Genomic DNA, 19557 nt, shown 5'->3' with positions numbered 1-19557 from the left:
TGGCGGTGGCGCCGCGCCTGTGTCAGGGGCGCCGGACCGCTCGGGAACCTGTTGATTACTCGGCTGCGACAGCCGCCTTGGTGGTGAAGCGTTGCAGGATCGCCTCGGCACAATCGCGACCGTCCTTGATGGCCCAGACCACGAGAGAGGCGCCGCGCACGATGTCCCCCACCGCATAGACACCATCGAGGTTGGTCGCGCCGGTGCGGAACTCCGCCTTGATGGTACCCCAGCGGGTCACCGGAAGGTTGGGTTGGTCCCAGAGCGTCGGCAGGTCTTCGGGTTCAAAGCCAAGCGCCTTGATCACCAGATCGGCGTCTTCCACGTAGTCGGCGCCCTCGATCACCTCGGGGGATTGCCGGCCAGAGGCATCGGGCTGACCCAGGCGCATCTTCTGCACCATGACGCCCGTGACCTTGCTGCTCTCGTCGGTGAAGCCCTTGGGGGCGGACAGCCATTCGAAGACCACGCCTTCTTCCTCGGCGTTCTGAGTCTCGCGCTGCGAGCCGGGCATGTTTGCGCGGTCGCGACGGTAGAGGCATTTCACCGATTTGGCGCCTTGGCGGATCGAGGTGCGCAGGCAGTCCATGGCCGTATCGCCGCCACCGATCACCACCACGTTCTTGCCGTCGGCGTTGAAGGTGCCGTCTTCATACTCCGGCACGCTGTCGCCAAAGTTCGCCACCCGGTTGGAGGCGGTGAGAAAGTCGATCGCCTTGACGATGCCGGTGGCGCCGGAGCCGGGCATGGTGAGGTCGCGGGACTTGTAGACACCGGTGGCGATGATCACCGCGTCATGTTTGCCGCGGATCTCGTCAAACGAGATATCCTCGCCGATGTTGCAGTTCATCACGAAGGTGACGCCGCCGTCGGCCAGCAACTGGTTGCGGCGCATGACCACGTCTTTTTCCAGTTTGAAGCCGGGAATGCCATAGGTCAGCAAGCCGCCTGCGCGATCATAGCGGTCATAGACGGTGACCTGCACGCCAGCCTTGCGCAGCATGTCCGCCGCCGCCAGGCCACCGGGACCCGCACCGATGATACCTACGGATTCCTCACGCTCGGCGCGCGGGGCGTTGGGCTTCACCCAGCCTTTGTCCCAAGCGGTGTCGGTGATGTATTTTTCAACCGCGCCGATGGTGACTGTGCCATGGCCGGATTGCTCGATGACGCAGTTGCCTTCGCACAGGCGGTCCTGCGGGCAGATGCGGCCGCAGATTTCCGGAAAGGTGTTGGTGGCCTGCGATGTCTCATAGGCCTCCTTCAGGCGACCGGTGGCCGTCAGGTTCAGCCAGTCGGGGATGTTATTGTGCAGCGGACAGTGCGACTGGCAATAGGGCACGCCACATTGGCTGCAGCGGCTTGCCTGTTCTTCTGCCTTGATCGCGGCGAATTCCGCATAGATCTCGTCGAAATCTTCCTTGCGCGTTTCCGCCGCCCGTTTCACGGGCATATCGCGATCAATCTTCACGAACTTAAGCATCGGTTGCTTGGCCACGGTGACACTCTCCTTTTAGCTGGCGGCGACAGTACAAAGTCTTGAAGCGCAAGTGGTACGTCAGCAATGTTGACCTATTACTTGACTAGCTGTCTGTGAATAGCCGTTCCGGTGGCTTTGTACAGTATTTTTAGATCCGATCCGGTCCTAAAAATAGACTTTCTCATAAAATCAAGGGAGCTATACAGGATGCCAAAGCTGCGACCTTCGCGCAGCATAGCCTTCGGTCCCTGATTTATGCCTTTGTTCCAGCTCATCCTCGTGGCCCTGATTCAGGGCATCACTGAATTTTTGCCGGTTTCCTCGTCTGGTCATCTGATCTTATTGCCGAGTTTGACTGGAATGCAGGATCAGGGACAGGCCATCGACGTTGCTGTCCACGTCGGCACGCTTGCCGCCGTTGTCATCTACTTCTGGCGTGACGTGCGGGTGGGGCTCATGGGGCTGCCGCGCGCCTTGAGTGGGCGCTGGGACACGGAAGGGTCACGGCTTGCGATGGGGTTGATCGTGGCGACGATTCCGACCGTGCTCTTTGGCGCATTCCTGCATTTCAGCGGTTTCAGCGACGCGTTGCGGTCGGTGGCCGTGATCGGCTGGACCATGCTCGGTTTCGGGCTGGTGCTTTATATCGCCGATCAATGGGGCAAGACCCACAAGTCGATGGACGATTGGAGCCTGCGCGATGCGTTGATCATGGGGCTATGGCAGATGATTGCACTGATCCCGGGCACATCGCGCTCTGGCATCACCATCACCGGCGCCCGTCAATTGGGGTATAACCGGGAGGACGGCGCGCGGATTGCCATGTTGATGTCAATTCCGACGATCATCGCTTCCGGCGTTTTGTTGGGGGCCGAGGTTGCGATCGAGGCCGACGTCGCCCTGATGCGGGACATGGGGATTGCCGCATTTCTTGCGATGGGGGCCGCCCTGGCGGCCTTGGCTCTGATGATGCGCCTGCTCAAGTCGGTGAGTTTTACGCCCTATGTGATCTATCGCGTGATCCTTGGTGTCGTGCTGCTCGGGATCGCCTATAGCTAAAAAGGCGCAGCAATCGCCACGCCTTTTGTCACAAATCCGATGAGGTAAGGATCAGACGTCGCCGTGCAGGTTGCGCGCCGATTTCATCAGCTCATCGTACTGGCCGGAGGGGCGGAACTTCCACAGGTAGTCGGGCAGGACAGCGCCAAGGGTGATTGGCTCAATTCCGAGGTCTGCAAATCCGTTTGCGTCCTGAGAGACAACATTGTCGTTCTGCAGGTTTTTCAGCTGGTCACGGGTCAAGAGCCCGTTCTGAAAGAGCCCGAAGGACGCGGACTGGGCCAGATCAAAGCTGAAGGCCATCATGCGCGCGACAAAGTTTGGCAAGGACGCCACGAGCCGGCGGCGATGAATCACTTCGAGCATTTGTGTCATCAGGTCGGAAAAGCTCTTCACCTCCGGGCCGCCCAGCTCAAAGACGCCCGGCTTGGCCTCGCCGGTAAGTCCGGCAACTGCCGCCTTGGCGACATCGTCGACATAGACCGGCTGGAAGCGGGTGCTGCCGGCGGCGATCGGTAGCACGGGGCCCAGGCGGGTCATGCTGGCGAAGCGGTTGAAGAACTGGTCCTCGGGGCCAAAAATAATCGAAGGACGCAGGATCATGGCGTCGGGATAGGCTGCCAGTACGGCGGCCTCGCCTTCGCCTTTGGTGCGCGCGTAGTCGCTCGACCCTGCGGCATCTGCGCCAATGGCGGAGATCTGGACGAGGCGTTCGACATTATTCTGAGCAGCGATTCGCGCAATCCGACCGGCGCCCTCTGCCTGAACGGCGCTGAATGTGTTCTTGCCAGCCTCGCTCAGCACGCCGACGCAGTTCACCACGGCATCCGCTCCGGCCATGACGGCCGCAACAGAGGCATCGTCGCGAATGTTGCAGAAGACAGGTTCAACCTGGCCCGGAACGCCATAGGGTTTGACATGCATCGCCTCGTTGGGGCGGCGCACGGCGACGCGAACGCGCCAGCCTTCTTTCGCCATGCGGCGCGCGATGTAGCGACCGACAAACCCCGATCCGCCATAGATGGTGACCAGTTTCGACATGACTTGGCTCCTCTCGCGTAGCTGTTGATCCGATTTACCGCCCCAAGCCCTTTCAAACAAGGCGCAAAACGCCGCTGGCGGTCCTGCAGACCTGCGATTTGCGGGAAATGAGCGGAGGTTTTGCAAAAATGTCAAAAATCCGTTTGACGCTCCTCGCGACTTTGCTTATACGCCGCTCTCACGATATCCGTGCCCAGATGGCGGAATTGGTAGACGCGCTAGCTTCAGGTGCTAGTGTCCGCAAGGACGTGGAGGTTCGAGTCCTCTTCTGGGCACCATTTATACCCCCTTAAATGTAGCTAGACTAGTCAGAGCAACTCATTGAGTTAAAAGACAAATGCGCGTGGTTCAGCTGTGTTGAGGGCGGCTGAAAATATGCTCGCGCCCAGAGCATTTTCCGCTTGCTGCCCCTTTGATTTCCTCCTATACGGCTGACCACGATATCCGTGCCCAGATGGCGGAATTGGTAGACGCGCTAGCTTCAGGTGCTAGTGTCCGCAAGGACGTGGAGGTTCGAGTCCTCTTCTGGGCACCATTATTCTTCAAAAGCACATGATAATTTATCACCCATATCAGTGGGTATGCAGCCGCATGATATATGCTGGCAGCTGTATTGCCGTTTGAATGAATGACACGGTCAGATTGGCAGCAAGTGCTGATTTTGCGCGTGAAGAGTCTCTGCGGAGTTGCGCACAACCTCGGCGATCTCATTTAGTTGCGGTGCCAGGGGGCTGGTCTTGCGCCAGACCATACCGAGCGAACGACCAGGCTCCTCGCCCGGGAATCGCGCCAATGCAACCGGGGCGGAGCGGGTTTCGACCGATACAGCCATTTCCGGAATGATCGTCACGCCGATGCCGGCCCCGACCATCTGAACCAGCGTCGACAGCGAGCTACCGTCCAGGCCGTCGCGGGCAAGGGCAGGGCGGAGGTGGCAGAAGGAGACCGCCTGATCGCGAAAGCAATGCCCCTCTTCCAGCAGCAGAAGCTTCATCTCCCGCATGCCTTCGGGCGACGGCACCGGAGCCTCAGCGTCCTGAGCGTTGCGTACCAATACGAATTTCTCTTCAAACAGAGGTGTCTCGACCAGGCCGGGTTCGGACACCGGCAGTGCCACGATGGCCGTATCCAGCCGCCCGTCGAGCAACTCGGCAATCAGTCTCTGCGTCAGTGTTTCGCGGATATGCACGTCCAATCCGCTGTGCCGAGTATTCAACTGATGGATCAAGGTGGGCAGCAGATACGGTGCAACGGTCGGGATCACCCCGATTCGAAGGCGTCCCACCATTCGATCCTTGGCCAGCCGGGCCAGATCGCCCAGCTCATCCACAGCACGCAGGACGTCGCGGGCGCGTTCGGCAAAATCCTGCCCGAACCCTGTCAGCCGTACCTGCCGCGCACTACGTTCAAACAGAACGACGCCGAGCGTTTCTTCCAGCTCCTTTATCTGCACGGATAAGGCGGGCTGCGAGATCGCACAGGTCTCTGCGGCGCGACCAAAGTGACGGTGGCGCGTCAGGGCTTCAAAATAACGGAGCTGTTTGAGGGTGATGTTCATCATAGGATTTTCTTATCGACGCCATGAAAAAATGCAACTTAGAATAATTCTGAATGCTTGCTACGAATGAGGCCGAGGGTTGATGTCGCGGATTCGCCGACAGGGCGTGTTGCTGTCCCGGCCGACCCAACAGTTCAAACAGTCCCCACCACGGACATTTTCTGGAGGAAGATATGGACGGACAAGACAATAGCGCAGGCGGTTGCCCGTTTTCCGGAGCCAACGCCAGCAAGGGGCGTCGCTCCAACCGCGACTGGTGGCCGAACCAGCTGAACCTGGCGATTCTGCATCAGCATCAGGCCCGCCAGAACCCGCTGGGCGAAGAGTTCAGCTATGCCGAGGCCTTCAAGAGCCTTGATCTCGACGCGGTGAAAGAAGACTTGATTGCGCTGATGACCGACAGTCAGGACTGGTGGCCGGCGGATTACGGTCATTACGGCGGCTTGATGATCCGCATGGCCTGGCACTCGGCGGGTACTTACCGAACCGCAGACGGTCGCGGTGGTGGCTCCACTGGCACACAGCGTTTCGCACCGCTGAACTCCTGGCCGGACAATGGCAACCTCGACAAGGCCCGCATGCTGCTGTGGCCGATCAAGAAGAAATACGGCAACGCCCTGTCCTGGGCCGACCTGATGATCCTCGCGGGCAATTGCGCTATCGAATCCATGGGGCTGAAGCCCTTTGGTTTTGGCGGCGGTCGCGCCGACGTCTGGGAACCCGAGGAAGACATCTACTGGGGGGCTGAGGACGAATGGCTCGCCACCTCCGACCACGAGCTGGCCCGCTACCAGGGTGACCGCGAGTTGGAAGATCCGCTGGCCGCCGTGCAGATGGGGCTGATCTACGTGAACCCCGAAGGCCCGGACGGCAACCCGGACCCGATCGCCTCCGGTCGCGACATTCGTGAGACGTTTGCGCGGATGGCGATGAACGACGAGGAAACCGTGGCGCTGACCGCCGGGGGTCATACCTTTGGCAAGGCGCATGGCAACGGGCCGGTCGAGGCCGTCGGGCCAGAGCCCGAAGGCGCGCCCATCGAGGCGATGGGGCAGGGGTGGCTGTCGTCGTACAAATCCGGCAAGGGCGTCGACACCATCACCTCCGGCATCGAAGGCGCGTGGACGTCCAACCCGATCCAATGGGACATGGGCTATTTCGACGTGCTCTTCGGCTACGATTGGGAGCTGACCAAATCCCCTGCCGGTGCATGGATCTGGCATGCCAAGGACCTGAAGGACGAAGACCATGCGCCCGAGGTGGATGGCTCCGGCAAGAAGGTTCCGATCATGATGACCACCGCCGACATGGCGATGAAGATGGACCCGATCTATGGCCCGATCTCCAAGCGGTTCCACGAGAATCCGGAAGAGTTCGCCGACGCCTTCAAACGCGCATGGTTCAAGCTGACCCACCGCGACATGGGGCCGAAGGCCTGCTACCTCGGCGCGGATGTGCCGGACGAAGATCTGATCTGGCAGGATCCGGTGCCGGCGGTCGATCATGCGCTGATCGGTGAGGCCGAAGTGGCGTCCCTGAAGGCGGACATCCTCGCCTCCGGCCTGTCGGTGCAGGATCTGGTCTATGTGGCCTGGGCCTCTGCCTCCACCTTCCGTGGTTCCGACAAGCGGGGTGGCGCCAATGGCGCGCGCATCCGTCTGGCACCGATGAAGGCCTGGGAGGCCAATGAGCCTGCCAAGCTGGAAAAGGTCCTGGGCGTGTTGGAAGGCATCCAGAGCAGCTTCAACGCTGTGGCGTCTGGCGGCATGAAGGTCTCGCTGGCCGATCTGATCGTTCTGGCGGGCACCGCCGCAGTGGAGAAATCTGCCAAGGACGCAGGGTTCGACGTGACTGTTCCCTTCACCCCGGGCCGCACCGACGCGTCTCAGGAGCAGACCGAGATCGAGAGCTTTGACGTGATGGAGCCGCAGATCGACGGCTTCCGCAACTACGCTACGACCAAGTTCACCGTCTCCACAGAGGAGATGCTGATCGACAAGGCGCAGCTGCTGACGCTCTCCGCACCGGAAATGACGGTGCTGATCGGCGGTCTGCGGGCAATCGGAGCCACCTATGGCGACAGTGCCCATGGCGTGCTCACCACCCGCAAGGGCCAGCTGACGAATGACTTCTTCGTCAATGTGCTGGATCTGGGCACCAAATGGACCGCCACAGACGACTCGGGCGAGATCTTCGAGGGCAGCGACCGAGCAACCGGCGAGGTCAAATGGACCGGCACCCGTGCCGATCTGATCTTCGGCTCCAACTCGCAGCTGCGTGCCCTGTCCGAGGTTTATGCCCAGGACGACAATGCCGGCAAGTTCGTCAATGACTTCGTGGCGGCCTGGGTCAAGGTCATGGAGCTGGACCGCTTCGACCTCAGCTGAGCCGCTGAGGCCTAAAATATCGAGGAAGGCGTCGCGTCCTGCGGCGCCTTTTTCAGTCTGGGTCGACGGCCTCAAACAGTGCGGCGGTGCCGAGTCCTCCGGCTGCGGCGATCGCGGCCAAGGCCGGCCCGTCCCCGATACGCAGGGCGTGGAACAGCTTCACCGCGAGGATCGCGCCGGAGGCACCAACAGGGTGTCCCTGCGCCAGCGCACCGCCAGCGGGATTGACTATATCAGGCTCTAACTGGGCGTTTGTGACGCAAGCCAGCGCCTGAACGGCAAAGGCCTCCATGATCTCTGCCCGCTGCAGATCATTGGGCTGCAGGCCCTGACGGCGCAGCACCTCGCGAATGGCGGGAACGGGCGCGAGGCCGGGCTGATCGGGCGTGGCGCCAAGTGTCACGCCTTGCGCCAGTGTCATGCCGCCTTTCTGCAAGTGCGTCGCTACACGATCGCTGACGACCACCACAAAGGCGGCGGCATCCGCAGCCACGGCCATGTTTGCGGCGGTGATGCTGCCGGTGACCGTCTTCGCCCGCTGGCAATGCCGATCCGTCAGATCGCGGGTAAATGCATCCTCAGTGACGCCTTCAATGGGCACAATTTCGGCCTGTCTTTTGTCCGCATGCCCACGGGCGCGGGCATGACTGCGCTGCGCCCAGGCGTCCTGAGTGTCCTGCGTTAAATCGAGCGTCCGGGCCAATGTGTCCGCCGCTTTGGCCATGTCGGGATCACGCTCGGCCCAGGGCGTGAACCGCGCCTGATCGTAAGGAACAGGAGGGCGACCATCGGCAAAGGTACGGGACCGCAATGGTCGGCGGGAGTAGCTCTCCGCTCCGCCCGCGATCACCACCTCGCGCATCCCGGCATCGATCAGCGCATGTGCCAGCAGGATGGCATCCAGCCCGCCCGCGCATTGACGGTCGATGCTGAGGCCTGCCACCCGTTCCGGCAGGCCAGCGGCCAGTGCCGCGATCCGCGCCGGGTTGCCACCGCCACCGAGCGCGTTGGACAGGATCAGTTCGCCGACATCACTGGCGTCAAGCGCGGCATCCGCAAGACAGGCCTCGATCACCGGTCTTGCCAGATTATGTGGCTCTAACAAGGCGAATTTGCCGCCGTGTGGAACGACAGCAGTGCGGCGGGCCGCGATGATCCTCGGCATCAAACTTCGTCCCACAGGCGCGCGAGCGCGCGCAAATCGGGCTTGCCGGCGGGCAGCATGGGGAGGGTGGCAAGTTGGCGGATCTCCTTAGGCGCGGCGTGATCGCCAATCTCCTGTCGGCAAAGGTGTCGCAGTTTATTGGCCTCGGCAGTGCCCTGGATGACAGCAACAATCCGGTGACCGCGCAGGGCGTCCGGCAAGGCCAGCGCCACCGCAAGCTCCACCCCTTCGACCCGCATCAGCACGCCTTCGATTTCTTCGGGGAATACGTTCTTGTCCGCCACCGTCACCATGCGGTTGCGCCGCCCCTTGGGGTAGAGGTTCCCGGCAGCGTCGATCCAGCCCATCTCGCCAATGGTGAGCCAATCGCCGTCCCAGCGGGTCTCGGCACTGTGTCCTTCGGCGTAGCCATCAAACAGGAACGGGCTGCGCATCCAGATCTCGCCCACGCCTGCCGCATCCATCTCCGTCAGGCGCAGCTCAACCCCCGGATAGGCCGTGCCAACGGACCCCGCGGGGGCGTCGGGTCCGGCCAGCGTGATATAACTGGTCTCTGTAGCGCCAAAGATCTCTTGCACCTCGGCCTGCGGAAACAAAACGCCAAGCGCCGCACGCGTCGTCTGATCTAGTTTGCCACCGGAGGAGAAGATCAGCCGGATACCGGGAAGCACCCGCCCCTCACCCGCCCGCAGCAACAGCCGAAGCTGCGCTGGCGTGGCGTAAAGCACCGAGGCGTCAAGGCGCTCAAGCCCAGCAATCTGCCCCCTCGGAGCCATGTTCCCCAGCATCGCCAGGTCGGCGCCGATATGACAGGCCGCGACGGCTGCAAACAGCGTCAGCGAATGCGACAGCGTGCCGAGGCTGGCGTATACATCCGCCGAGGACAGACCGAACATCTCCTGATCCATCTCGAAGCTGCGGATCCAGCTGTCGGGCGTACGCCGGATTGTCTTGGCATAGCCTGTAGAGCCGGAACTTTGACAATAGAGCCACTGTTTCGGCTCTAACACAGGGGAAATCGGCTCCTCCGAGGGGCGTGCAAGAAGGGAATGGCCCTCACGCAGGGTCTCCAGCAGCGCCGTCAGGCCGGCCACATCCGGGGTCAGGACATGGGTCTCGGGCGAGAGGTGAAATCTGTCGTGAGGCTTGCGCATATCCATGTCCGCCTGATCCGGGTCGGCGCGCAGAATAGCCGAGCTGGCTTTCGGGGAACAGGGCTCAGGTGAACTTGCGAAACAGGCGGGTACGGTCGAAGGCCGCCTCAAGCTCATCGGTGCGCGCCTTCACCGTTTCCCAGTGATCTTCCTGGATTTTGGCGATCATGCTTTCGACCAGCAGCAGCAGTGCGAGGCCTGAATCCCAGGCCGACGGCACCGCGATACGCGCGGCAAAGGTGTATGTCGCCTCCTTCTGGATCGGTGAGCGCCACTGATCGGTGAACAGCACCACCTTGACCCCACGCTCATGCGCCATTTCGGCCAGAAGCAGGGTGGCGTTCTCGTAGCGACGGATATCGAACAGGATCAGCGTATCGCCGGGCAGAAGGTCGAGCACCGAATGGGTCCAAGAGGCCCGCGGCGGGATCATGAAGACATCTCTTCGGATCATCTGCAGATGCAGGTAGAAGGACTGCGCCAAGGTGCCACTGAGCCGTCCACCGGCAATATGGACCCGGTGATCCGTGTCCGCCAAGAGGGCGCAGAGCGTGTCGAACTCCTCCAGGTTCACATTCTCCAGCGTGGCGCGAATGTTGTCGTAAACCCCCACCGCGTAGCGGTTCAGCATATGTGATTCAGGCAGGGCAGGTGCCTGCTCGGCACGCTTTTCCACTGGGTTGGAGATGATCTCCCGCAGTTCTTCTCGTAGGGCATGCTGGAACTCGGGATAGCCGGAAAAACCCAGCTTTTGCACCATTCTAGCGACTGTAGGAGTGGAGACTTCGGCCAGCTCTGCCAGCTCTGTGATGCTGCCGAGGCCCGGAATGGGATAGTTGTCCAAGATCGCTGCCGCCAGTTGCCGTTCCGCCCGTGTCAATTCAGGTTCGCGGGCTTTCAGTTTCTCGGCGATCGTCGGCATCCACGGCTCTCCTGCTCAGGTTTTTCGCATTTTATTACAGAACGGATGATGATGAAAGAATTTTTACAGAAACCATATTGACAGAACGGTGCCGGCTGAAGAGCATGCTACATATGAATACGGATTCCTCTGCCTTTGACTTCGGTCCCTCCTTCTCAACGACCTCATCAGCTGCTGGGGCTGAGGTGATTGTGGTGTGTGAACACGCCGCCAACTGGATCCCTCCGGGTTTGGCGGATCTTGGCCTCGAAGTCTCTGCACGCAATAGTCACATTGCCTGGGATCCAGGTGCGCTGGGCGTGGCCCGCAAACTGGCAGAACTGTTGCAGGGCCCGCTTGTCGAGGGGCGCATCTCGCGTCTGGTTTATGACCTCAACCGACCGCCGGAGTCACCGACCGCAATTCCCGCAGCGTCAGAGATTTTTGACGTGCCGGGCAATCAAAATCTGTCGGATGCCGCACGTGCGCAGCGTGTGCAGGCGGTGTACGAACCGTTCTGCGCCGCGCTTGCCGATGAAATTAACCGGGGCAAGGACGCGTTGCGCCTGATGGTCACGGTGCATAGCTTCACGCCGATCTACAAAGGCGAGAGCCGGGCGGTGGAGTTGGGTCTGCTGCATGGGCGCGATGATCGCTTTGCCGAGGCGATGATGGTCAGGCAGCCCGAAACCTTGCCGTGGAATGTTCGGTTGAATGAACCGTACAGCGCCGCGGACGGGGTTGCACATACGCTGGATTTGCATGGCTGCGACAACGGGCTGCTGAACGTCATGCTGGAAATACGAAACGATCTGATTGCCACGGCGGAGCAGCAAGCGGATTGGGCTGAACAGCTCGCGCCCTGGATCCGCTCCACCCTGAAGGAGGCGTTTGCATGATCGGCGCCATGCTTGGATATGTGCGCGTGGTTGATGCGGTAAATTATCGGATCGGCCGCGTGATGATGTGGGGGTTGTTTGCGATGATGGGGATCCTGTTGTGGTCCTCGATCTCCAAGACCTTCTTTCTGCCCTCGCTCTGGACCCTGGAAATGGCACAATTTGCCATGGTCACCTATTACATTCTCGGCGGCGCTTACTCGATCCAGTTGGGCTCGAACGTGCGCATGGATCTGTTCTATCACAATTGGTCGACACGACGGAAAGCGTGGTTCGATGCCTTCACCGTCCTGGCGCTGATCACCTATCTGGCCATTCTGTTCTACGGCGGACTTGGATCCACGGCGTATTCATTGGGCTATTGGGGCGACAATCCCTTTGCCTTCTTCTGGGGCTTGATCACCGGCGCCGAAGAAATTGGCCATATGGAGCGTGCGTCCACCGCGTGGCGCCCTTTCATCTGGCCAATCAAATCCATCATGGTCTTCGGCTTCTTCTTGATGCTGCTGCAAGCCATCTCGGAACTCTTCAAAGATATCGCCCGCCTCAAGGGCCATGACATCCCAAGCGAGCGCGCCTCATGAGCCAGGAATATATCGCCATCTTCATGTTTGCATCGATGATGCTGATGCTCTTTACTGGGCAGCGCGTCTTTGGTGCCATTGGCGCGGTGGGTGCCGTAGCGGCGCTGCTGCTGTGGGGCGTGGGCGGCTATGATATCCCCTTCTCAGCTGCGATGAAGCTGATGAAATGGTACCCGCTGCTGACCCTGCCGATGTTCATTTTCATGGGCTACGTGCTGAGCGAGAGCCGCCTGGCCGATGACCTCTACAAGATGTTCCATGTCTGGATGGGGCCGATCAATGGCGGGCTTGCAATTGGTACCATCGGCCTGATGGTGCTGGTTTCGGCCATGAACGGCCTGTCGGTGGCGGGCATGGCCATCGGTGCCACGATCGCGCTGCCGGAACTTCTGCGGCGCGGCTATGACAAAACCATGGTGACCGGCGTCATTCAGGCGGGGTCCTCCTTAGGCATTCTGGTGCCGCCCTCGGTGGTTCTGGTGCTCTATGCGATGATTGCGCGTCAGCCGGTCGGGCAGCTCTGGCTTGCCGGGGTCGTGCCGGGGCTGATGATGGCGGGCCTGTTTATCCTCTACATCTGGCTGCGCTGCAAAGCGAACCCGGAGCTGGGCCCGGCCATGGAAGATGCGCATGAGGTCCCGCGGGCCGAGAAGCTGCGTCTGCTCTGGGCCGGGGCGCTGCCGTTGATGATCTTTGCCGCGATGATGGTGCCGTTCGTCAACGGCTGGACCTCGCTGGTGGAAAGCTCAGCCATTGGCGCGCTCACCGCATTGGCGGCATCGGTCGCAAAGCGCCGCATGACCTGGAAGATCTTCGAATCCTGCACGAAGAGCACGCTGGCGATTTCCTGCATGTTCATGTGGATCATTCTCGCGGCCCTTGGCTTTGGCGCGGTGTTTGACGGTCTCGGCGCGGTCAAGGCGATCGACAGCCTGTTCACCGAGCAGCTGGGTCTCAACCCCTGGATGATCCTGATCCTGATGCAGCTCAGCTTCATCATCATGGGCACCTTCCTTGATGATACCGCCATGCTGGTGATCGTGGCGCCGCTCTATGTGCCGCTGGTGGCCGCACTTGGCTTTGATCTGGTCTGGTATGGTGTGCTCTACACGATCACCACGCAAATCGCCTATATGACGCCGCCGTTTGGCTACAACCTGTTCCTGATGCGCGCGATGGCCCCGCCGGAAATCTCGCTGACGGATATCTATCGTTCGATCGTGCCGTTTGTTGGGATCATGGTTCTGGCGCTGGCGATCATCATGGCGTTCCCGCAAATTGCGCTGTGGCTGCCGGAGACCGTCTATGGGAAATGACGGGCCTCTCCTGACGCCTCTGGGTGAGGATATCTGGATTGTGGATGGTCCGACCATCGACTTCTACCGGATCCCTTTCCCGACCCGGATGACGGTCATCCGGCTGGCGAACGGCGACCTCTTCCTGCATTCGCCCATCGCCTACACAGAGGCATTGGCGGAAGAACTGAAGAGGCTGGGCACCATCCGTCACCTCGTGTCGCCCAACTGGATTCACTACGCCTACATCGCGGATTGGCAGCGCCACTGTGCTGATACCATCGCATGGGCGTCACCCGGCGTGCGGGAGCGGGCACAGAGCCGCAAGGTCGAGATCACCTTTGATCGAGATTTGGAGGACGGCCCTGCGACAGACTGGTCGGGTGAGATTGATCAACTTATCGTTCGGGGGAGCAAGGTGCACACAGAGGTCGTGTTCTTTCACAAAAAGAGCCACACGCTGGTGCTCACCGACCTGATCGAGAACATGCATGGCAAGGATCTGCCCCTGTGGATCCGACCCTTTGCCTGGGTGGCGGGTATCCTCGCCCCCAATGGAAAAATGCCGTTGGACATCTGGATGTCCTTCTCCGGCAATCGGGACAAGTTGCGCGATGCGCTGACCCGGATGCTGGATTGGCAGCCCAATATCGTCGTGCTCGCGCATGGCGACATCCTTCGCGAGAATGCACCGCAACGGCTCCGGGAAGGATTCAGACGGCTGAGGCCCTGCGGGCACAGCCATTGAACTTAGTCCGACAGAGGAGACTGAAAGACATGACAACACGTCGTAATTTTCTAAAGACCACAGCGCTGGGCGCCGCGGCGGCTCCGCTGGCCACCCCGGCCATCGCGCAGAACAAGATCACCTGGCGGATGCAGACCTATGCCGGTCCTGCGCTGGCAGCTCATGTGATCGATCCGGCGATCAAGATGTTCAACAAGATCGCAGGCGACCGCATGCAGATCGAGCTGTTCTACGCCGATCAGCTGGTGCCCACCGGCGAGCTGTTCCGCGCAATGCAAAAAGGCACGATCGATGCGGTGCAGTCCGATGATGACTCCATGGCGTCACCGACCGAAGTCACCGTCTTTGGTGGCTATTTCCCCTTCGCGTCCCGCTATTCGCTCGACGTGCCGGTGTTGTTCAACCAGTACGGCCTGAACGAGATCTGGGACGAGGAATACTCCAAGGTCGGCGTGAAGCACATCTCTGCCGGGGCCTGGGATCCCTGCCATTTTGCCACCAAAGACCCGATCAACTCACTTGAGGATCTGAAGGGCAAGCGCGTCTTCACCTTCCCGACTGCGGGCCGTTTCCTGAGCCAGTTTGGCGTGGTGCCGGTGACCCTGCCATGGGAGGACATCGAAGTCGCGATGCAGACCGGCGAGCTGGATGGCGTCGCATGGTCCGGCATTACCGAAGACTACACCGTCGGGTGGGCCGATGTGACCAACCACTTCCTGACCAACAATATCTCGGGTGCTTGGGCCGGGTCGTTCTTTGCCAATATGGATCGCTGGAATGAGCTTCCGGAAGATCTGCAGGCGCTGTTCCGCGTCTGCACGGATCAGTCGCACTACTATCGTCAGTGGTGGTATTGGGGTGGTGAAGCGTCCTTGCGGGTCAACGGTGACAAGCTGAAACTGACGTCGATCCCCGATGCCGAATGGCAACAGGTCGAAGACGCTGCCGTGAAGTTCTGGGACGAGATCGCAGCCGAGTCCGAGACCAAGGCACGCGTTGTCGAGATCTTCAAGAAGTACAACGCCGACATGGCCAAGGCCGGTCGTCCGTATCGCTACGGCTGATCTCCGTAAGAAAACCAACATATGTCGGGGGCAGGGCTTTGTCCTGCCCCCTGTCAGAATAACAGGGAACGCCAGATGACTTTCGAGGATCTCAAGGAACAGATCGCCGCCGGACAGGTCGACACCGTGCTGGTCTGCATTGTGGACATGCAGGGCCGCCTGATGGGCAAACGCTTCCACGCCGAGGCCTTTCTTGAGATGGCCGAAGGTGAAACCCACTGCTGCAACTATCTGCTGGCCACCGACCTCGCCATGGCAACGCCCGATGGGTATGCCTCCACCAGCTGGGAGCGGGGATACGGCGACTACATCATGAAGCCGGACCTCTCGACGCTGCGCCCGGTGCCGTGGCTCGATGGGACCGCCATGGTGCTCTGTGATGTGATCGACCACCACACCCACGCGCCGGTGGCGCATTCCCCGCGGGAAATGCTGAAGGCACAGATCGCGCGTTGTGCGGAACTGGGACTGTCGCCGGTCATGGCGACCGAGCTGGAGTTTTTCCTCTTCAAAGGCACCCATGACGAAGTCGCTGCCGGTGGGTTCCAGCAACTTGAGCCAATCTCCACCTACAATGAAGATTACAGCATCATGCAGACCTCGAAGGAGGAACCTGTGATGCGCCCGATCCGCAACCATTTGCGCGCCATGGGTATTCCGATCGAAGGATCGAAGGGCGAGGCAGAAGCCGGTCAGGAAGAGCTGAACGTCAAATATGACGAGGCTTTGGCGACCGCCGACCACCACACGCTGGCCAAGCACGGCATCAAGGAAATCGCGCACCAGCAGGGTTATGCCGCGACCTTCCTGCCCAAATGGCACCATGATCGAGTCGGGTCTGCCGCGCATGTGCATCAGTCGCTGTGGAAAGAGGGCGCCAACGCCTTCTTTGATGAGAGCGCGCCGCTCGGCAAGTCGAAGCTGATGGACCACTATATGGCGGGGCTGTTGAAATACGCGGCTGACTTCACCTATTTCATGGCGCCCTACATCAACAGCTACAAGCGTTTCGCCAAGGGCACCTTTGCACCGACACAGCTGGTCTGGTCGGTTGATAACCGGACTGCCGCCTTCCGCCTGTGCGGTGAAGGAAGCAAGGCGGTGCGGGTGGAATGCCGAGTGCCGGGATCTGATATGAACCCCTATCTGGCACAAGCTGCTATGCTGGCGGCGGGCCTCAAAGGGATCGAGGAGAAGCTCGAGTTGCAGGACGCCTTCGCTGGCGACGCCTATGCGGGTAAGCCGCAGCAGCACATACCGAACACCTTGTTGGCCGCACGTGAGGCGCTTTTGGCGTCTGATATGCTGCGTGAGGCCTTTGGCGAAGAGGTGATCACTCATTATGCCCGCGCGGCTGAATGGGAGATTGAAGAGTTCAACCGCGTGGTGACCGACTACGAAGTTGCGCGCGGGTTTGAGAAAGCCTGATATCGCGCGGACAGGCGGGGGCCAGCCCCCGCACACCCGAGGTATTTGGAAAAAGCTGAACATAATCGGGGCCGTATCCTGCGCCCCCGGAGGAGTTGGCCAATGGGCAAGACACTGAACTGTATTTCGCCGATCGACGGATCGGTCTACGCCAGCCGCGAGACGCTGGATCTGGACGCCGCCCGCGCCGAGGTGGTCGCTGTGCGGACGGCACAGAAGGCCTGGGCGGCGCGCCCGCTTCAGGAGCGGATTGACCTTGTGATGGCGGGTGTGGCTGCCATTGGCGAGATGAACGACGAGATCGTGCCGGAGCTTGCCCATATGATGGGCCGTCCCGTTCGCTTTGGCGGCGAGTTTGGCGGGTTTAACGAACGCGCATCACATTTGGCGCAGATCGCGGCTGAGTCGCTGGCGGATATCGAGGTCGGCGAAGACGCGACGTTCAAACGCTACATCAAGCGCATTCCCCACGGCGTGGTCTTTGTCGTGGCGCCTTGGAACTACCCATATATGACCGCTATCAACACGGTCGCTCCGGCGCTCATTGCGGGCAATAGTGTGGTGCTGAAACATGCAACCCAGACTTTGCTGGTCGGGGAACGGATGGCAAAGGCCTTCCATGCAGCGGGCGTGCCCGAAGCTGTGTTCAAGAATGTGTTCCTCGATCATGATACCACATCGGCGCTGATTGCCGAAAAGGCGTTTGATTTTGTGAACTTCACCGGATCCGTCGGCGGTGGTCAGGCAATGGAACGCGCCGCAGCGGGCACTTTCACCGGCGTGGGCACCGAACTAGGCGGCAAGGATCCCGGCTATGTCATGGAGGACGCCGATGTGGATGCGGCGGTCGACACGTTGATCGACGGGGCCATGTTCAACTCCGGCCAGTGCTGCTGCGGCATCGAACGCATCTATGTCCATGAAAGCCTTTACGACAGCTTCCTTGAAAAGGCCCTGGCGGTGGTCAATGGCTACAAGCTCGGCAACCCGCTTGAGGCGGAGACGACCATCGGCCCGATGGCCAATGTGCGCTTTGCTCAAGAGGTGCGCGATCAGATCGCCGAGGCGGTCGAACAGGGCGCCGTGGCCCATATCGCCACCATGGAGGCAGACGATGGCGGCGCCTATCTGACGCCGCAGATCCTGACCAATGTCACCCATGAGATGCGGGTGATGCGCGATGAGAGCTTCGGCCCGGTCGTTGGCATCATGAAGGTCTCTTCCGACGAAGAAGCCATCAAGCTGATGAACGACAGCGAATTTGGTCTCACCGCCTCGATCTGGACCAAGGATCTGGAGCGCGCGCAAGCCGTGGGCGATCAGATCGAAACCGGCACCGTGTTCATGAACCGCGCCGACTACCTCGATCCGGGGCTGTGTTGGACCGGTTGCAAGAACACCGGTCGCGGCGGTGGCCTGTCGATGATCGGCTATCACAACCTGACCCGACCCAAGTCCTACCACCTGAAAAAAGTCACGGGCTAACCCCCTTCATCTTTTTGAAAATACCTCGGGGGAGCTTGCCGTATGGCAAGCGGGGGCAGCGCCCCCACCCCGGCTCACCACAGGAACATGCTGATGTCTCTCACTGGAAACTGGTCATACCCGACCGCAATCAAATTCGGCGCCGGTCGGATCAAGGAACTGGCCGATGCCTGCGCGCAGGCCGGGATCAAGAAGCCACTGCTCGTCACCGACAAGGGGCTTGCGGATCTACCCGTGACAAAATCCACCCTCGACATCATGGAGGCCGCCGGCCTTGGTCGCGGGATGTTTTCAGAGGTGGACCCCAACCCGAACGAGAAGAACCTCGATGCCGGTGTCGCGGCCTACAAGGCAGGTGGCCACGACGGCGTGATTGCCTTTGGCGGCGGCTCCGGTCTTGATCTGGGCAAGATGGTTGCCTTCATGGCGGGCCAGACCCGCCCGGTCTGGGATTTCGAGGATATCGGCGACTGGTGGACCCGCGCCGATGCAGACGCTATCGCGCCTATCATCGCGGTGCCGACCACTGCGGGCACTGGCTCTGAAGTGGGCCGTGCCTCTGTGATCACCGACAGTGTTACCCATCAGAAAAAGATCATCTTCCACCCCAAGGTCCTGCCCACCGTGGTGATTTGCGATCCCGAACTGACCGTCGGCATGCCCAAGTTCATTACCGCGGGCACCGGCCTCGATGCCTTTGCTCACTGTGTCGAGGCATTCTCCTCGCCGCACTACCATCCGATGTCTCAGGGCATGGCGCTTGAAGGCATGCGCCTGGTCAAGGACTACCTGCCGCGCGCTTACGCCGATGGCACCGACATTGAGGCGCGCGCGCATATGATGTCTGCGGCGGCCATGGGCGCGACAGCCTTTCAGAAAGGCCTCGGTGCAATCCACGCCATGAGCCACCCGATTGGTGCGCATTTCAATACTCACCATGGAACCACCAATGCAGTCTGCATGCCTGCTGTGCTGGAGTTCAACGCCTCCGAGATATCGGAGCGGTTTGACATCGCGGCAGCCTACCTCGGGATTGAGGGGGGCTTTGAAGGCTTCAGAGCCTTTGTGCAGGAGTTCAATGACAGTCTCGGCATCCCGCGTGGCCTTTCCGAACTGGGCGTGACCGAGGACTCGATTCCGGAGCTGGTCAAAGGCGCGATCATTGATCCGAGCTGCGGCGGAAACCCGATCAAACTGACCGAAGAAAACCTGACGCAGCTGTTCAAAGCTGCGCTCTGACAGGGTCGCCCCCCGAAATGAGAGAGGCCGCGCCCCCTGGGCGTGGCCTTTTTTGTATCGAGACGCGCTT

Annotated in this window: 16 protein-coding genes and 2 tRNA genes; 12 read left to right on the top strand and 6 right to left on the bottom strand. The window is 60.7% G+C overall.

Features of this window, described 5'->3' with window-relative positions; genetic code table 11:
- Positions 1-55: 55 nt before the first annotated feature.
- Positions 56-1498, bottom strand: coding sequence for an NAD(P)-dependent oxidoreductase (locus CLV89_RS14665; RefSeq protein WP_106164407.1), 1443 nt, complete (start codon positions 1496-1498; stop codon positions 56-58).
- 237 nt (positions 1499-1735) lie between these two features.
- Here CLV89_RS14665 and CLV89_RS14660 point away from each other — a divergent pair, with 237 nt between their 5' ends.
- Entirely contained in the window at positions 1736-2539 is an 804-nt protein-coding gene (locus CLV89_RS14660; RefSeq protein ID WP_106164406.1) for an undecaprenyl-diphosphate phosphatase, read from the top strand.
- A 51-nt stretch (positions 2540-2590) separates the two neighbouring features.
- On the opposite strand, the gene CLV89_RS14655 is transcribed toward CLV89_RS14660, so the two are convergent.
- Positions 2591-3580, bottom strand: a complete 990-nt coding sequence (locus tag CLV89_RS14655; RefSeq protein WP_106164405.1) for a complex I NDUFA9 subunit family protein — start codon at positions 3578-3580, stop codon at positions 2591-2593.
- A 191-nt stretch (positions 3581-3771) separates the two neighbouring features.
- On the opposite strand from CLV89_RS14655, the gene CLV89_RS14650 reads away from it, so the two are divergent.
- Positions 3772-3858 (top strand) — tRNA-Leu (locus CLV89_RS14650).
- 170 nt (positions 3859-4028) lie between these two features.
- Positions 4029-4115: transfer RNA gene (locus CLV89_RS14645), tRNA-Leu, on the top strand.
- 102 nt (positions 4116-4217) lie between these two features.
- Here CLV89_RS14645 and CLV89_RS14640 read toward each other — a convergent pair.
- A complete protein-coding gene (locus CLV89_RS14640; protein WP_106164404.1) occupies positions 4218-5141 on the bottom strand; it encodes a hydrogen peroxide-inducible genes activator in 924 nt (307 codons plus the stop codon).
- 170 nt (positions 5142-5311) lie between these two features.
- Here CLV89_RS14640 and katG point away from each other — a divergent pair, with 170 nt between their 5' ends.
- Positions 5312-7525: a catalase/peroxidase HPI gene (katG, locus tag CLV89_RS14635; protein WP_106164403.1), complete on the top strand. Its 2214-nt coding sequence runs from the start codon at positions 5312-5314 to the stop codon at positions 7523-7525.
- Positions 7526-7577: 52 nt separating this feature from the next.
- On the opposite strand, the gene CLV89_RS14630 is transcribed toward katG, so the two are convergent.
- The 3 genes from CLV89_RS14630 to CLV89_RS14620 are packed head-to-tail and all read right to left on the bottom strand — an operon-like array spanning position 7578 to position 10766.
- A complete protein-coding gene (locus tag CLV89_RS14630; protein WP_106164402.1) occupies positions 7578-8690 on the bottom strand; it encodes an acetyl-CoA C-acyltransferase in 1113 nt (370 codons plus the stop codon).
- Positions 8690-9850, bottom strand: a complete 1161-nt coding sequence (locus CLV89_RS14625; protein WP_243395024.1) for an AMP-binding protein — start codon at positions 9848-9850, stop codon at positions 8690-8692. Before CLV89_RS14625 ends, CLV89_RS14630 begins: the two co-directional genes overlap by 1 nt.
- Positions 9851-9908: 58 nt before the next feature.
- The gene (locus tag CLV89_RS14620; RefSeq protein WP_106164401.1) at positions 9909-10766 is read right to left on the bottom strand and encodes a MurR/RpiR family transcriptional regulator; all 858 of its coding nucleotides are present in this window, start codon (positions 10764-10766) and stop codon (positions 9909-9911) included.
- A gap of 113 nt (positions 10767-10879) precedes the next feature.
- On the opposite strand from CLV89_RS14620, the gene CLV89_RS14615 reads away from it, so the two are divergent.
- The 8 genes from CLV89_RS14615 (at position 10880) to CLV89_RS14580 (ending at position 19487) form a co-directional block, all read left to right on the top strand.
- On the top strand, positions 10880-11644 hold the full coding sequence (locus CLV89_RS14615; protein WP_106164400.1) for an N-formylglutamate amidohydrolase: 765 nt from the start codon (positions 10880-10882) through the stop codon (positions 11642-11644).
- Positions 11641-12228: a TRAP transporter small permease subunit gene (locus CLV89_RS14610; protein WP_106164399.1), complete on the top strand. Its 588-nt coding sequence runs from the start codon at positions 11641-11643 to the stop codon at positions 12226-12228. Before CLV89_RS14615 ends, CLV89_RS14610 begins: the two co-directional genes overlap by 4 nt.
- Positions 12225-13544 (top strand): TRAP transporter large permease, encoded by a 1320-nt coding sequence (locus CLV89_RS14605; RefSeq protein ID WP_106164398.1) that lies wholly within the window; start codon positions 12225-12227, stop codon positions 13542-13544. Before CLV89_RS14610 ends, CLV89_RS14605 begins: the two co-directional genes overlap by 4 nt.
- Positions 13534-14271 carry a DUF4336 domain-containing protein gene (locus CLV89_RS14600; RefSeq protein WP_106164397.1) on the top strand — a complete coding sequence of 246 codons (738 nt, stop codon included), beginning with the start codon at positions 13534-13536 and terminating at the stop codon, positions 14269-14271. The genes CLV89_RS14605 and CLV89_RS14600 overlap by 11 nt, the downstream gene beginning before the upstream one ends.
- Positions 14272-14300: 29 nt before the next feature.
- Positions 14301-15335 carry a TRAP transporter substrate-binding protein gene (locus CLV89_RS14595; RefSeq protein ID WP_106164396.1) on the top strand — a complete coding sequence of 345 codons (1035 nt, stop codon included), beginning with the start codon at positions 14301-14303 and terminating at the stop codon, positions 15333-15335.
- Positions 15336-15410: 75 nt separating this feature from the next.
- Positions 15411-16763, top strand: coding sequence for a glutamine synthetase family protein (locus CLV89_RS14590; RefSeq protein ID WP_106164395.1), 1353 nt, complete (start codon positions 15411-15413; stop codon positions 16761-16763).
- Positions 16764-16865: 102 nt separating this feature from the next.
- Positions 16866-18248, top strand: a complete 1383-nt coding sequence (locus CLV89_RS14585; RefSeq protein ID WP_106164394.1) for an aldehyde dehydrogenase family protein — start codon at positions 16866-16868, stop codon at positions 18246-18248.
- A 93-nt stretch (positions 18249-18341) separates the two neighbouring features.
- Entirely contained in the window at positions 18342-19487 is a 1146-nt protein-coding gene (locus CLV89_RS14580; RefSeq protein WP_106164460.1) for an iron-containing alcohol dehydrogenase, read from the top strand.
- Positions 19488-19557 lie beyond the last annotated feature (70 nt).

Origin of the sequence: Tritonibacter scottomollicae (assembly GCF_003003215.1) — a bacterium.
GTDB lineage: Bacteria > Pseudomonadota > Alphaproteobacteria > Rhodobacterales > Rhodobacteraceae > Epibacterium > Epibacterium scottomollicae.
The sequence above is the reverse complement of the archived record's forward strand: the minus strand, read 5'-3'. Positions and strand labels throughout refer to the sequence as shown.

What these genes read in the sequence shown, in the direction of transcription:
- CLV89_RS14590 (WP_106164395.1), top strand. Translation starts at nt 15,411, where the DNA reads ATGACTTTCGAGGATCTCAAGGAACAGATCGCCGCCGGACAGGTCGAC.
- CLV89_RS14605 (WP_106164398.1), top strand. Translation starts at nt 12,225, where the DNA reads ATGAGCCAGGAATATATCGCCATCTTCATGTTTGCATCGATGATGCTG.
- CLV89_RS14615 (WP_106164400.1), top strand. Translation starts at nt 10,880, where the DNA reads ATGAATACGGATTCCTCTGCCTTTGACTTCGGTCCCTCCTTCTCAACG.
- CLV89_RS14660 (WP_106164406.1), top strand. Translation starts at nt 1,736, where the DNA reads ATGCCTTTGTTCCAGCTCATCCTCGTGGCCCTGATTCAGGGCATCACT.
- CLV89_RS14655 (WP_106164405.1), bottom strand. Translation starts at nt 3,580, where the DNA reads ATGTCGAAACTGGTCACCATCTATGGCGGATCGGGGTTTGTCGGTCGC.
- CLV89_RS14600 (WP_106164397.1), top strand. Translation starts at nt 13,534, where the DNA reads ATGGGAAATGACGGGCCTCTCCTGACGCCTCTGGGTGAGGATATCTGG.
- CLV89_RS14630 (WP_106164402.1), bottom strand. Translation starts at nt 8,690, where the DNA reads ATGCCGAGGATCATCGCGGCCCGCCGCACTGCTGTCGTTCCACACGGC.
- CLV89_RS14585 (WP_106164394.1), top strand. Translation starts at nt 16,866, where the DNA reads ATGGGCAAGACACTGAACTGTATTTCGCCGATCGACGGATCGGTCTAC.
- CLV89_RS14595 (WP_106164396.1), top strand. Translation starts at nt 14,301, where the DNA reads ATGACAACACGTCGTAATTTTCTAAAGACCACAGCGCTGGGCGCCGCG.
- CLV89_RS14620 (WP_106164401.1), bottom strand. Translation starts at nt 10,766, where the DNA reads ATGCCGACGATCGCCGAGAAACTGAAAGCCCGCGAACCTGAATTGACA.
- katG (WP_106164403.1), top strand. Translation starts at nt 5,312, where the DNA reads ATGGACGGACAAGACAATAGCGCAGGCGGTTGCCCGTTTTCCGGAGCC.
- CLV89_RS14610 (WP_106164399.1), top strand. Translation starts at nt 11,641, where the DNA reads ATGATCGGCGCCATGCTTGGATATGTGCGCGTGGTTGATGCGGTAAAT.
- CLV89_RS14580 (WP_106164460.1), top strand. Translation starts at nt 18,342, where the DNA reads ATGTCTCTCACTGGAAACTGGTCATACCCGACCGCAATCAAATTCGGC.
- CLV89_RS14640 (WP_106164404.1), bottom strand. Translation starts at nt 5,141, where the DNA reads ATGATGAACATCACCCTCAAACAGCTCCGTTATTTTGAAGCCCTGACG.
- CLV89_RS14625 (WP_243395024.1), bottom strand. Translation starts at nt 9,850, where the DNA reads ATGGATATGCGCAAGCCTCACGACAGATTTCACCTCTCGCCCGAGACC.